15 protein-coding genes are annotated in these 13557 nt (G+C 56.6%); 7 read left to right on the top strand and 8 right to left on the bottom strand.

Translation table 11 applies throughout. The annotated features are described in order from the left end of the window. Window positions 1-30 precede the first annotated feature (30 nt). Together HBA49_RS03140 and HBA49_RS03135 are read left to right on the top strand one after the other, a co-directional pair. Window positions 31-1317 (top strand): alpha/beta fold hydrolase, encoded by a 1287-nt coding sequence (locus HBA49_RS03140; protein ID WP_005526443.1) that lies wholly within the window; start codon window positions 31-33, stop codon window positions 1315-1317. Beyond that, window positions 1314-2234 (top strand): phosphotransferase, encoded by a 921-nt coding sequence (locus tag HBA49_RS03135; protein WP_005525534.1) that lies wholly within the window; start codon window positions 1314-1316, stop codon window positions 2232-2234. Before HBA49_RS03140 ends, HBA49_RS03135 begins: the two co-directional genes overlap by 4 nt. A 137-nt stretch (window positions 2235-2371) precedes the next feature. On the opposite strand, the gene HBA49_RS03130 is transcribed toward HBA49_RS03135, so the two are convergent. The 7 genes from HBA49_RS03130 to HBA49_RS03100 all read right to left on the bottom strand — a co-directional run bounded on the left by HBA49_RS03130 (window position 2372) and on the right by HBA49_RS03100 (window position 7041). After that, window positions 2372-2917, bottom strand: a complete 546-nt coding sequence (locus HBA49_RS03130; protein ID WP_005521569.1) for a hypothetical protein — start codon at window positions 2915-2917, stop codon at window positions 2372-2374. A 147-nt stretch (window positions 2918-3064) separates the two neighbouring features. Beyond that, window positions 3065-3625 (bottom strand): hypothetical protein, encoded by a 561-nt coding sequence (locus tag HBA49_RS03125; protein ID WP_034995405.1) that lies wholly within the window; start codon window positions 3623-3625, stop codon window positions 3065-3067. A 119-nt stretch (window positions 3626-3744) separates the two neighbouring features. Beyond that, on the bottom strand, window positions 3745-4647 hold the full coding sequence (locus tag HBA49_RS03120; RefSeq protein ID WP_005521567.1) for a hypothetical protein: 903 nt from the start codon (window positions 4645-4647) through the stop codon (window positions 3745-3747). Window positions 4648-4650: 3 nt separating this feature from the next. Next, complete coding sequence (locus tag HBA49_RS03115; protein ID WP_225866038.1) at window positions 4651-5154, bottom strand: hypothetical protein; 504 nt, start codon at window positions 5152-5154, stop codon at window positions 4651-4653. After that, a complete protein-coding gene (locus tag HBA49_RS03110) occupies window positions 5126-5764 on the bottom strand; it encodes a hypothetical protein (RefSeq protein ID WP_050773704.1) in 639 nt (212 codons plus the stop codon). The genes HBA49_RS03115 and HBA49_RS03110 overlap by 29 nt, the downstream gene beginning before the upstream one ends. Window positions 5765-5876: 112 nt before the next feature. Next, on the bottom strand, window positions 5877-6422 hold the full coding sequence (gene idi / locus HBA49_RS03105; RefSeq protein ID WP_005525721.1) for an isopentenyl-diphosphate Delta-isomerase: 546 nt from the start codon (window positions 6420-6422) through the stop codon (window positions 5877-5879). Between the two features lie 130 nt (window positions 6423-6552). Continuing rightward, on the bottom strand, window positions 6553-7041 hold the full coding sequence (locus HBA49_RS03100) for a hypothetical protein (protein ID WP_005525877.1): 489 nt from the start codon (window positions 7039-7041) through the stop codon (window positions 6553-6555). 150 nt (window positions 7042-7191) lie between these two features. On the opposite strand from HBA49_RS03100, the gene HBA49_RS03095 reads away from it, so the two are divergent. Together HBA49_RS03095 and brnQ are read left to right on the top strand one after the other, a co-directional pair. Continuing rightward, on the top strand, window positions 7192-8310 hold the full coding sequence (locus HBA49_RS03095) for a MalY/PatB family protein (protein WP_040431933.1): 1119 nt from the start codon (window positions 7192-7194) through the stop codon (window positions 8308-8310). A 28-nt stretch (window positions 8311-8338) separates the two neighbouring features. After that, window positions 8339-9697, top strand: coding sequence for a branched-chain amino acid transport system II carrier protein (brnQ, locus tag HBA49_RS03090; protein WP_005526153.1), 1359 nt, complete (start codon window positions 8339-8341; stop codon window positions 9695-9697). A 9-nt stretch (window positions 9698-9706) separates the two neighbouring features. Here brnQ and HBA49_RS03085 read toward each other — a convergent pair whose 3' ends face one another. Then, entirely contained in the window at window positions 9707-10189 is a 483-nt protein-coding gene (locus tag HBA49_RS03085; RefSeq protein ID WP_005526457.1) for a hypothetical protein, read from the bottom strand. A 43-nt stretch (window positions 10190-10232) separates the two neighbouring features. Between HBA49_RS03085 and HBA49_RS03080 the strand changes: the two genes are divergently transcribed. The 3 genes from HBA49_RS03080 to HBA49_RS03070 are packed head-to-tail and all read left to right on the top strand — an operon-like array spanning window position 10233 to window position 13556. Further along, on the top strand, window positions 10233-11762 hold the full coding sequence (locus HBA49_RS03080) for an ABC transporter substrate-binding protein (protein WP_005526528.1): 1530 nt from the start codon (window positions 10233-10235) through the stop codon (window positions 11760-11762). 7 nt (window positions 11763-11769) lie between these two features. Then, window positions 11770-12723 (top strand): ABC transporter permease, encoded by a 954-nt coding sequence (locus HBA49_RS03075; protein ID WP_370443785.1) that lies wholly within the window; start codon window positions 11770-11772, stop codon window positions 12721-12723. An 8-nt stretch (window positions 12724-12731) separates the two neighbouring features. Then, complete coding sequence (locus tag HBA49_RS03070; RefSeq protein ID WP_172458868.1) at window positions 12732-13556, top strand: ABC transporter permease; 825 nt, start codon at window positions 12732-12734, stop codon at window positions 13554-13556. Window position 13557 lies beyond the last annotated feature (1 nt).

Genomic DNA, 13557 nt, shown 5'->3' with positions numbered 1-13557 from the left:
ACACTCATCGTAGTTGCTAAACTCGCCTGCATGGGTGAAATTATTGTCAACGCTCCGTCTGGCCAGTTCACTGGGACCACGGTGGCCGATGACGTCACGGTTTTCAAACGGATTGTGTACGGCATAGCACCACGTTTTAGTGTGGCGCGCCCCCCACAGCATGAAGATCTTCATATGCACAAGTGTGGCGAAGATGGGAAAGAGATGTGTGAGCTGGTGCTATCCATCACCGCCCCCGCATCGGCAAAGCCACTCGATGACCTGCCGGTTGTGGTATTTATCCATGGCGGCTCCTATGAGGCCGGTAGTTACGATGAACCGTGGTTTAATGCTGTGCCGTTTGCCCGCGACGGGGTGGTAACGGTGAGCGTGAGCTATCGACTAGGATTTTTGGGTTTCACCCGGTTTGCTGACGAGGAACCGAACCGGTACCGCGGCATTGATGACTGCGAGATGGCGCTGGAGTGGGTGCAGAAAAATATTGAAAGCTTTGGCGGTAATCCCACAAATGTGACCCTGGTGGGCCAGTCGGCGGGGGCGGGCATTGTGCTGTGGCTGTGCCGCCGCGACCATTACAAGGGGGCGTTTCGGCGGGCGTGGGCAATGTCACCAGCGTTTCCCCGTCAGCCGTTCCGGTCGCGGCTGGCCAAAATATTATTACGCACCAGGCTCACGCGGGACGCGCTAGGTAAGGTGGATTATGACAGGTTGGAGAAGACCCGGGCCCGGATGCGGAGCCTCGTCCTGAATGATCTACGGTTTGGGCCGCACCCGTTTCGCGCCCAGGAGTTGTCGGCGGATATCCCGCTGGTGGTGACGAGCAGCCAGGAAGAAATGCTATTGTCAACAGCCGGCCAGAAACGGGATGCTTCTTGGTGGGGCCGAGTGTTGCGACCCTTCTATCGTCGACTGTTTGGGGCAAACACATTGTGGCTGCCACCCCACCGGGTGCGGGAGATTGGCTATCTGATCGGTGACGCCATGATTAGGAAGTTTGTGGTCCAGGTGGCGGACGCGAATCCGAAGAAAACGTGGGTGCTGGAGTATCGGGGAACCACGCAGGATCCGATCTACCATTGCGCGGACATTCCCTGGTTTTTCGGCAATTTCGACAGTATCCCGCAGGATATTCCCGAAATTAGGCACTGCCCGCCGTTGGAAAAGTTGGTGCATGAGAAGGCGCTCCGGTTTATTCACGGTGAGGAGCCGGATTGGCCGGAGTATGGCGTCGACAAGCAAGTGCTGGTAGCGCACCTGGATGGCAGCACGGACATTATTACTGACCCGTTGGGTTATATTCGTGAAGGAATGAAATGATTACATTAAGTCAGAGTTTGGTTCAAGACGTGGCGGGAGATCCGGTCGCTGATGTGTGCTTGGGGCATGACACGCGGTTTCAGGTGCATGGCGATAAGCTGACGGAGCTGCTGGACGACCCGGAGATGGCGGAGAGCACGCCGGTGGATGCGTTGCAGACGAACACGTCGTTTATTACCCGCACGACGATTTGGAAGTTTTTCCGCACCTGCGAGCCGGGGCTGCACCCGGATGTGGAGGTGACACGGGCGCTGCATCGGCACGTGCCAGAGTATTTGGGGCATTTGACCTATGGTGATTACACAACTGCGATTGTGTCTAGTCGGCTCACCGATGCCGTGAGCATGTGGGATTTGCGACCGGATTTGGGCCCGCATTTACGCCGGTTGGGCGCGGTCATTAAGGATGTTCACGAGGATCTTGCCGAGGCGTTTCCCACCGGCGTGGGGACGCGGGAGACGCTATATAAGCAGTTCACGGACCGGTTGGAGCTGTTTTGCGAGCGCACCCCGGTGGTGCGCAAGTTTCAGGATGTGGCGTTGGCGGCGTACGAGGATTTGCCGCGGTCATTTCCGGTGCAGCGTATCCATGCGGACCTGCACTTGGGGCAGATCCTGTATGCGGACGGCCAGTATTATTTGATTGATTTCGAGGGTGAGCCCACGGTTCCGCTCGCGCAGCGCCGCCTGCCGGACTCCCCCATGCGGGACCTAGCGGGTATGGTGCGGAGTTTCGACTATGCGCAGGTCGCGGAGTTTTCCGACTTCCTCGACGGTTACGGCGCGTTGAGCCCCGACGACCATAAGCTGCTTGATGCGTATGTCATGGACAAGCTCATGTACGAGGTTGATTACGACTATAACCATCGCAAAGAATGGTTGCATGTGCCGCTGGGTACCGCCGAGAAGCTGCTTTAGCCCGCTTGACGACGCCCAAAGGTGCCAAACGCAAGATCATCTTTGGGTCGCCTCGGCACCAAGTACGGCCAATACGCCTCATCTGCCAACCGAACCTAAACCTTATTGCTCCAGCAGTGAAGAGGCTTCAGGCTTTCTTATTCCATTCCGTGGAAAATGTTCCGCATTATTTCATTATTCGCCAGAATATGCCCGTACACCATTCCAGGGAGGTCACTGTGCTCAAAAGAAAGCTTAAAGCTCTTGCTACCCAGCATAAACTGTTGTTCAACCCCGGGCTCTACTGGTGAGTGTTGGGACATGTGAATCATTGTGTCCATCACATTGGTGGGAAAATCCTGGTCATTCGTGACCACGATGGAATCTCCCACCCAAATTTTGCCGCCCATAGCGTGATACAAAGCATTCGGATAGCGGGCAGTCTTATCGAACATGAACACCCCAATGTCTCCCCTTCGGGCAGCCCGCATGAACATTTCTTGTTCCTTGGTGGGGAAATACCCATACCACCTGGGGATGAGGCCCGAAATATCCCGAAGTCTTGCAGTCTCTACAAATGGGTAATCGCTGATACACAAATACATGTTCAGGTCTGGGTCAGCAAGCATGTGATCTGCGAGCTTGGACCAGCGCTGGTAAAACACGTCAATGGGTTCTTCGAAGTCTTCCTCAAGAAGCGACATTATTTCATCCTTAAAACTTATTCAGTTGCTGGGAAACTCATCTACACCAACAGGTGGGAAATCAGAAAGAACATACCGTCTAGCTCGATCTTCTTTACTTACAAAGACTAGTCATGTGTGGGGATGCTGAATAAGCTTTCTTTGAGGTTAGTAGAGCTCGTCACGCGAGTCATTAACGCATAGGTATTCCATCCAATAGTCTTCTTTGTCGTCTGGTTGATCGTAAATCTCTACTACATAGGTAAGTAGCGCGCCAGCGTTGATGAGTTCTTCGTCGATATTAAACGGTCCGGGCCGCTCTTCTTCAGTCCCCATGAACGTCGCTGGAGAATAGTCATAGACTAGAAGAGGCTTCGCTTTGTCTGGGAATGTTAGGTCATCACTCACCATTGCTCTGCTTCCAAGAGCGGTATTGAGGGAGTGAAAGAATGCGCCTGCGGGATCACTCTTAGGATCAGAGCAATCAAATTCCACCAACCCTACAATGGGCTTTCGAAACAGAAACCCGAGCGGTGTGTCTGTAAAATCCCAATGCCAGAGCAGCGCGCCACCATACTGGTGTGTCATGTCGGAAAATTTTTGGAGCGTCTCAAACTTGAAGAAAATATAGAAATGCAGGCTGGCATCTTGCGCTACCTGGTGACGCAGGGTGGTAAGCATGTTCTTCTCGTCAGGCATTCTTCGCCAAAACATATATTCGGAATACATTTAATAAACCTCCTAAAACCACCAATATGCATGATTGAAACTTACCCAGTCGCTGGGAAAATCTATCTACGCCAACAGGTAGAAGATCAGAAAGAACATGCCATCTAGCTTGGCCTTCTTCATCTTTGTAATTCGCCAATAATGATTACGCCTTCACCCCGGGCAGCCGCAGCACGGTAGAACTCTCGAAGTTGGCAGAATGTGTCCATTGCCCATTTATTCGACGCCAAGGGGGTGGTGTCGAGTATGTCTAATTGTTGCTGGAGTTTTTGCAGCATCTCGGGAATATATTCCGCCATATTGTAAGCAACCTGCCTATTCCATGCCATCCATCCTACTGTCATCCTGGGCAGGGTTTCCGACCGCCATAAAAGCTCTAACATCACCCAATAATTATTCGTGATACTCATATGCGGGTACCCTGATGTATCCGGTCGTTTCCGAGTTGCTATCACGGGGAACTGTTTTTTGAGTTCGCTTAGTCTTCTGGTTTCTTGGGCTGGGACGCGGTAGTAGTGGAGCGTTGTTGCGGCTGGTTTTCTTCCTGGTTCTTGTGGCCAGTCAGGTACTGTGTCGTCGAAAATTAGTTTTTGGAATCGGGTTGCTTCTTCTACCTCGCGTGCCGGTAGGTCTTGGGGGGACAGCCAATCCACTCCCCATCCTACGACTGGAAAACGGCAGGCGGTGACGAAGATTTCGTCTCCGGTGAATATGAGTTCTGTTTTCCTAGGGTCACGGTATTCGTTGTCATCTGTCACGAATCGGATTGTGTTTTCTGACAGGTAAAATGGTTTCGTTACCTTTGGGTCGACCGTCCATAGTTCGAGGATGTACTCCTGGACGGAGTATAAACGTTCTACTTTTGCATTGCGGATATAAAACTCGTAGTAGGAAGGATATGATGTTGATACCCCGGCTGCGATGTACACATCATCGTTGAAATAGTCCGCATTATGGTCGATCCATAGTTGATCGCGGGTGGTTTCCTCAACATAGGCGAGGAAGTCTTTCACGGTTATCATTCTCTAGTCCAACCAATCTATGAATCGGGTAGCGGTTTCCAGGGTCTGCTCATACCCGACAAAGTGCGGGCGGGAAAGTTCTTCGTTCTTCAACTCGATAAATTCCCGATTCTGCATGGAAAGATCCGGAAAGACACGATGCAAGAACGACAACGTGCCAGCAATCAACTTATAATCTGCGGCCATAAACAGCACCGCTGGTCGCTCATCCTCTGAGAACAGCAGGAAACCTTGGCCGATGAATTCTCGACCCAATAAATCAAAATCCTTTGGGGCGGGTTCCACAATTACTGCATGGTCTTCGTGAATGTCATAATCATTGCGCACGCCGATGAGCCACCCAGAAGTCTCAGCGGAGAAGGCATGGGCAACAATATCATCCTCACCATCTACGAAGTTCACAATATTCTCCGCCGCTATCCGATTACGAACCACCATGATTCGCTGGAGTTCCTGGGGATCGCCAATGATTTTCATGTCACGGGCCTGTTGAGCTTGCTGTATCAAGGTGGTAATGGTTGGCTATTGTTTGGAGGTCTTCCTGCGACGGGGCATAGTCTATGCCACCATTAGCCATAGTGTGGTCATACAGTTTTTTACTTGACGACATATCACCCATCATGGCTAGGTATCCCACCATTGCCGGTATCGAAGTATTATTCCAGGTGATACGAAACTCCCGCAGAGGGAGCGTGATGTAATTCTCTACCTGGAAAGAACCCATGAATGTATCGGCTGCCGTGTTGAATCGGGTAAACGAATCAACATCGAGATCATCAAAAGACGTAAGATACGACATCCTGGTTTTCTGATTCACGAAATCCGTATAGATAGGGTTTGTCACATCTAGAAAATAAAGGAGTCCTTCTGTGCTGTTAAGTCCGAGTTTTCGTGCGAGTTTCCGCCATTGTGGTGAGATAACCCGAAACACTGGGATGCCAGAGAAATTACCGGGGTAATGGTTGAAAGTGGCGTAACCAAAATAAGCTTCAAACAATAACCCGGTGGGGTAGGTTTTTGTAAATGTTGCTTCTTTTTTCCGTGGTTTCTTCCAACCTAGGGATTCTAGTAATCCCCGGTAGGCCTCACCACTTTTTACATCACGATAGGTATACATGTTCTCTCAATTTTATGCTGTGAGGCACTATTTTTCTTCCAGGTACCGTAGCAATCCCTCTAGAGTTATTCGTGACCATTCATTTCGAAGGCAAGCGCACCTTTGGCCGTCGTCAAGCGGAAAGAGCGAGTAGGGCGGCACGCAGTTCGGGGAATGCTAGCTGCTCGACCATCCAGGGGCTGAACGTAAACGGGGCGGCATCAACCGCGGCCAACAGGTCGGCGGGCGTGACCCACTGGTACGAATCCACCTCGTCGGCAGCGGGCTGTACCTCCCCCGACACCTCGGCAATGAACACGGGGCAGATCTCGTTCTCCACAATGCCCCGGGAATCCACCGCCCGGTAGCGGAACTCCGGCAGCACACACCGCAGGTTACGCACCGGAACCCCCAGCTCGTGCGGCACCCACCGCAGCACCGCCTGCTGGGCGGTTTCCTTCGGCGCGAGATGCCCGCAGGCGGAATTCGTCCACACGCCCGGCCAGGTTTTCTTCAGTAACGCCCGGCGCGTCACTAATATTTTCCCATTGTGGGCAACATAGCAGGAGAAGGCAAGGTGCAGTGGCGTGTCGGTGGTGTGAACGGTGGCTTTGGGGGCGGTGCCAATGGGATGGCCGTGGTCATCGACAAGCACTACTACGTCAGTCATGGGTTTCATTAAACAGTGGCTTGGCAAAACACACAACAGCACACGCGGTGGGAAGCACTGTGAGTGGCCTGAGGGTGGTGGCGCCGGTGAGCCTGTGTGTGGGGCGTCCGGTCCGCCAGATTCCCCGCCCCGCTCTCGGCTACACGTTGGCGAGATCCCCCTGGTAGATGATGTTTCCAATGGTGAAGCGGGCGTTGGAGAGCGCGCTGGTGGGGGCGTCGAAGGCGTATTGGAGGTTGGCGGCGGCGCCAGGTCCGAGCGGCAGATCAAGGCCGATGGTGCCTTCGGTAATGGGGTTGGCGCCTTCGAGGTGGACGGTGAGGGCGTCGGTGGGGAGGGAGGCTTCGTTGAGGTTTTTCACCAAAACGTAGATGACGGAGCCGCTTCCGGCAGGGTTGTAGCCGGCGGCCTGGAGGGTGATTTCGACGTTGAGCCCGGGGTCGGTTTGGGGTTTGTCGAGTTCGGCGGCGGTGATCGGTGATACTTCCTTCGCCTGGAAAACGGGGCTGGCGGCTGCGGATGCCGAGACGGAGGCTGCGGCGTCGGAGCCGTCGCCGCCGAAGAATGAGCAGCCACCGAGCAGCAGGCTTATGACAACTATGGTGCCGAGTTTTGTCGTCGTGTGCATCGTGTGCCTTTCCTCGTGTGCGTTCGGGGCCTGCATAATCTTGGTGTTATTTTAATTCAGGCGGGTGTTCTTGCCGGTCTTTTAGGCATAATACCTTGTTGTGATTTTAGTCCGTCGCGGCTGCACCTTCATCAGTACTACCATAGACGCATGCGTTTTCCTTCTTACGATCAATTGCAGGCCCGAAACACTATGAAGTGGACCCGTTATGGGGCTGATGTTCTTCCGTTGTGGGTGGCGGAGAGTGATTTTGCCACCTGCCCGGCGGTGGTGGATGCGGTTCAGGCGGCGGTGTCGGCGGAGTCGTTCGGGTATCCAGCGGAGAACCAGTCCGGGTTGGCCGAGGCGACGGCGGATTTTTACCGGGACCGGTATGGGTTTACGGCCCGGCCGGAATGGGTGCATCCGGTCGCGGATGTGGTGCGGGCGCTGTTGATTTCCATTGAGCACTTTACGACGCCGGGTTCGAAGGTGATTGTGCCGGTGCCGGCCTATCCCCCGTTTTTCCAGCTGCTTCAGGCCACCGGCCGGGAGGGGATTTTTGTTGAGTCGTTTGATTTAGGGGAGCTGCGGAAAGCGTTTGAGCAGGGTGCCGGGTGTTTGTTGTTGTGTAACCCTTATAATCCGTTGGGGTTTGTGTTTGAGCGGGAGGAATTGGTGGGGATCACCGATTTGGCGGCCGAGTTTGGGGCACGGGTGTTGGTGGATGAGATTCATGCCCCGTTGGTGTATGACGGCCGGCAGCATGTGGTGGCTGCTGGGGTGAGCGAGACCGCGGCCCGGGTGTGTATTACGGCGACGGCGACGTCGAAGGCGTGGAACACTGCGGGGCTCAAGTGTGCGCAGATTATTTTCAGCAATGCGGACGATGAGCGGGTGTGGCAGGGGCTAACGAACGCTACGAAGGATGGGGCGTCGATTCTGGGGTTGGTGGCTGCGGAGGCCGCATACCGGTCGGGCCGGGAGTTCCTGGATGCTGAAGTGGAGTATTTGCAGGCGAATCGGGATTTTTTGGTGGCAGAGTTGCCGAATGCGCTGCCGGGGGTGAAGCTGCGGGTGCCGGAGGCAACGTATTTGCTATGGCTGGATTTGTCAGAAACGGATATTCCAGGGAATAAGGCCACGTATTTGTTGGAGCATGCGAGGGTTGCGGTGAATGATGGTGCCTGGTTTGGGGAGATCGGTACCGATTGTGTCCGACTGAATTTCGCCACGTCGCGGGAAATTCTGCATCAGGCGCTGACCCGTATAGCATCTATGAGGAAGTAACTATTGTGCTGCCCCCAAAGGAGGACTGATGTCCAAACGAGCGCTGTTTGCTATTGCGCTTATGTTGTTTTCCATGTTTTTTGGTGCGGGGAATCTGATTTTCCCACCAATGTTGGGGGCTAATGCGGGTGATAATTTTGTGCCCGCGGTAACGGGGTTTCTCATCAGTGGGGTGGCGTTGCCGGTGTTGGCGATTATTGCTATTGCGTTGTCGGGGCAGGATATTCGGGCGTTGGCGGCCCGGGCGGGCACGGTGTTTACCATCGTGTTTTCTATAGCGATTTATTTGTCGATCGGCACGTTTTTCGGGATTCCCCGGACGGGGGCGGTGAGTTTTTCCACGGCGGTTTCCCCAGTCACCGGGTGGGAGAGCACGCCGGCGTCGGTCGGGTTTAACCTGGTGTTTTTCGCGGTGGCGACCTGGTTGGCATTGAACCCGTCGGGGCTGGTGGATCGGCTGGGGAAGGTGCTCACCCCGGCGTTGCTGACGCTGCTGGCGGTGTTGATTGTGTTGTCACTGTTCCAGCTGCATAATCCGGGTGCTGCCCCCACCGAGGAGTATGCCGCGTCGCCGTTTCCGGCGGGGCTGATGGAGGGCTATTTCACCATGGATTCGCTGGCGGCGTTGGCGTTTGGCATTTTGGTGATTTCGGCGATTAAGGAGCAGAAGATCGCTAACCCGCTGCCCGGCACCACCATGGCGGCGTTGGGGGCGGGCGCGCTGTTGGGCACTATTTATTTGGGGTTGGCCATCATGGGGTCGCGGATTCCCGAGGGGCAGTCGTATAAGGATGGGGCAACATTATTGTCGCACGCATCGTTGCAGGTGTTGGGGTTCCCGGGCCAGGTGGTGTTGGGGGGTGTGGTGCTATTGGCATGCTTGACGACGGCGGTGGGGCTGCTCGCGGCAACCAGCGAGTTTTTCAACTATTTGGTGCCGAAAATCTCGTATCGGACCTGGCTAATAACGTTTGCGGCGGTGTCGTTTGGGATTGCCAGCGGCGGCCTGGAGACGGTGATTAGCATCGCCACCCCCATCATTGTGTTTATTTACCCGGTGGCGATGACGGTGATCATTGTGACGCTCATCGGGGCGGTGGTGAAGCCGATACTGCCGCTGTATTGGGGGTTTGCGATCCCCGCGTGGGGCGTGTTCTTGTGGTCGGTGGTGGACAAGATTGTGACGTGGCAGTCGGGGGCACCGATTGAGCTGCCGTTGTTTAATGCGGATTTCACGTGGCTGGCCCCGACCCTTGCGGGCCTGGCAGTTGGGGCAAGCATTGATTTCTTCCGTAAGGAGGATTGTCAGCGGCGGATTGCGCAGACGAATGAGAAGATTCGGACGTGGAACAGCATTAAGATCATTCGGGAAACGGATCCGGTTTAAGGCTGCCGGCTAGTCTCGCCAAATGACCCGCACTCCCCGATGGTAGAGGGCATCGGCGAATTGGGTGGGGGTCATGGTGGGCCCGGTGGGGAATGAAAAGGTGTAGTCGGCATAATTTTTTTCATCGGTGATGGGATGGTCCGGCAACAGCATGCCGTCGGCGCCTTGGTGAAAAAGGTATCCTACCTGGAGTTGGTTGGTGGGGAACCGGATTCCGGTTTCGGTGATGTGGACTTCGTTATTGTCAATTGTGAGAATGGGTCGGCGAGATCGCCGAAAATTGGTTATTATTCCCCAAACGCTTAATAACACTCCTACCAAGGGGACTGTGAGGGATATGAGAACGAGGGTAAGCCACCAGCCTTGGGCGTCGATAAGCAAGGTGCCCAATAATGTGGCGGTCAGGCACATGATGCTCAATAGGATCATGGTGCACACGGCGGTGCGGGAGCGGAAGAAACTTTTTGTTGAGGTACGCAGCACAATCGTCACAGAACTTAATTTATTCCACAGCGGCGGTGAGTCTTAGATAATCATGCAGAAAATAGCAAAAATTCTTTTTTCGACCGGGTTGGTGGGGTTGCTTGCGGCATGTTCCGCAGGTAGCACGGCCAGCAGCGGTGTGGGGGACGCGGTGGTCGACACCCCGGCAACGTCCGCCGCACACACAATTGTGGTGGGCACCACGGCCCCGCCGGCATCGTTGGACTTTACGACGACCTCCGGCGCGGCAATCCCCCAGGCCCTCATGGGCAATGTGTACGAGGGCCTGGTACGCATCGACCAGGACAGCACCATCCAACCGCTGCTGGCCACCTCGTGGGAGCTGGACGATGCCGGCACCACCTACACGTTTCACCTGCGGGAGGGCGTGAAGTTCTCCAATGGGGACGAGTTCACCGCGGACACCGCCAAGTTTTCCATCGACCGGGTGGCAGACTGGAGCAATGGGCTGAAAGCCAGCATGTCCGTGGTGGACCACACCGAAGTGGTCGACCAGCACACTCTCAAAGTCGTGTTGAAACAACGTTCGAATGGGTGGCTATGGTCCATGGGTACCCTGGTTGGGGCCATGATGACCCCCAATGGGGTGGCGAACCTAGCCACCAAGCCGGTGGGCACTGGACCCTATGTGGTTGACAAGTGGGCGGTGGGCACCTCACTCACCATGGTGGCCCGGCCGGACTATTGGGGTGGGAAAATCGCCAACGACCGGGCGGTCTTCCGCTATTTCGGGGACGCGATTTCCCTCACCAACGCGGTACGGTCCGGCACTATTGATGCAGCTATTGGCCTGCAATCCCCGGAATTATTGGAGTCGTTACAGGCGGACAATAATCTCGTCGTTGAGGTGGGCAGCACCAACGGTGAGGTGCTACTCAGCATGAATAATAAGCGCGCCCCCTTCACCGATGTGCGGGTGCGGCAGGCCGTCATGTACGGGGTGGATCGGCAGGCGATCATTGACACCACGTGGGAGGGCTACGGGGTAGAGACCGGGGGCACACCGGTGCCTCCCACCGACCCCTGGTACACCGGGGAAAGCGAATACCAGTTCGACCCGGCGCGGGCGCGGGAGCTCATGGCCGAGGCCGGTGCAGTGGGCACCGAAATCACCCTCTCGGTGCCGTCGCTCCCCTACGCCCAATCCGCGTCGGAAATCCTGTACTCGCAACTGTCGGACATTGGTTTCAAGGTGAAGATCGAGTCGACGGAGTTTCCGGCCGTGTGGCTCGCCAAGGTACTCAAGGGGAAAAACTACGACATGTCGCTCATCGCCCACGTCGAACCGCGGGACATCCCCCACCTGTTCGGCAACCCCGACTACTACCTGGGGTTCGACAGCCCCAAGGTGCGGGAGCTTCTGGCGGAAGCGGATGCAGCGCCGGAAGACAAATATGCGGAGCTCATGCGGCAGGCGGTGACGGAAATCATGGCGCAGGCCGGGGCGGACACCCTGTTTAATCTGCCCATGATCGTGGTCACGCATAACGGCATCACCGGGATTCCGCGGAACTCCGTCGCCGACGGGTTGGTGCTGTCCGGGGTGAAGAAGGAGGCATAGGACAATGATGCTGAAACGAATTGGGGCGAACACGCTGCGCTACCTGCTGACCTTGCTGGTGGCGAGCCTGGTGATTTTCATTGCGCTGCGGGTCATCCCCGGCAACCCTGCTGAGGTGGCCCTGGGGGTGACCGCCACGGACGAGTCGGTGGCGAAACTGTCGGCCACCATGGGGATCGACAAGCCCCTGTGGCAACAATACGTCACCTGGGTGCAGGGCCTGGTCACCGGCAACCTGGGCATGTCGCTCACATCGGGTGCGGACATTTCCCCCCTGGTGTTCGACCGGCTCCAGGTGTCAATCATCCTGGTGGGGTGCGCCATGGTCATGGCCCTGGGGTTGAGCATTCCCCTGGGGGTGTGGGCGGCAAGGCGGGCCCGTAAATGGGACGGGGTGGCCATCACGGTGCTCAGCCAGATCGGCATCGCCATCCCCAGCTTCCTGGCGGCCATTCTCCTGGTGGCCTGGTTCGCGGTGCGGCTCAAATGGGTGCCGGCCAATGGTTGGTCCGTGCCCAGCGAAGACTTTGGGGGGTTCGTGGCTCGGCTGATTCTCCCGGTGATTTCGCTGGGCATTGTGCAGGCGGCCATCATGACCCGCTACGTGCGTTCGGCGGTGCTCGACGTGATGGATGAGGATTTCATGCGGACCGCCCGGGCGAAAGGCCTGAATCCCGGGCAGGCGCTCATGGCCCACGGGCTGCGAAACGCGGCGCTGCCGGTGCTTACGGTCACCGGGCTGCAAATCACCAACCTCCTCATCGGGGCGGTGGTGATCGAAAAAGTATTCGTCATCCCCGGACTGGGCAGCATGCTCCTGCAGGCGGTCACCGACCGGGACCTGCCGACGGTGCAAACAATTGTGATGGTTCTAGTGATCTTCGCGGTCGTCGTCAACGCCATGGTGGACGTGGCGTATGCGGTGGTGGATCCGCGAACCCGAAGCGAGGTGACAGCATAATGACGATCATGAAAAAACTCCCCATCGCCGGCTGGATTGGTGGGGCAATCGTGTGCGCGGTAATCCTCATGGCGCTGGTGTCGTGGGTGTGGACCCCCTACGATCCGCTGCACGCCTACCCGGAGGTACGGCTCCAGTCCAGCAGCCTCCAGCACTGGTTAGGCACCGACCGGTTTGGGCGGGACGTGCTCTCCCAAATCATGGTGGGGGCCCGAATCACCCTGGCGGTCGGCGTGGTGGCGGTCGTGGTGGCGGCAGTCATCGGTGTGCCCCTGGGCGTGATCGCCGCCATGCGGCGGGGCACGGTGGAGGCCATCATCATGCGCTCATCGGACCTGCTGTTGGCGTTCCCGGGGTTATTGCTGGCGATCATCGCCACCGCCATGTTTGGGGCAACAACACTCACCGCAATGGTGGGTATTGGGCTAGCGAACGTGCCGGGGTTCGCCCGAATCTCCCGGGCTGCGGCGCTCACGGTCATGTCGCTCGACTATGTGGCGGCCGCCCGAACGGCGAAACGCGGCAGCCTGTACATTGCCACCCGGCACGTGCTGCCGAACATCACCGGGGTGATTATTGTGCAGGCGTCGGTGTCGTTCGCGCTGGCCATCCTCGCGGAGGCGGGCCTGAGCTTCCTGGGGTTGGGGACACCACCGCCGGACCCCAGCTGGGGGCGGATGCTCCAGTCGGCGCAATCATCACTCACCACCGCCCCCTACCTGGCGGTGTGGCCGGGGTTGGCGATTGCAATCACGGTGTTGGGTTTTAACTTATTAGGCGATGGGCTGCGGGACCTTTACGATCCGCGGTTACGAGACGAGAGGCACAACTAGG

The sequence above is a fragment of the Corynebacterium matruchotii genome, from assembly GCF_011612265.2.
GTDB lineage: Bacteria > Actinomycetota > Actinomycetes > Mycobacteriales > Mycobacteriaceae > Corynebacterium > Corynebacterium matruchotii.
This window is presented reverse-complemented; position numbering and strand designations above follow the sequence as displayed.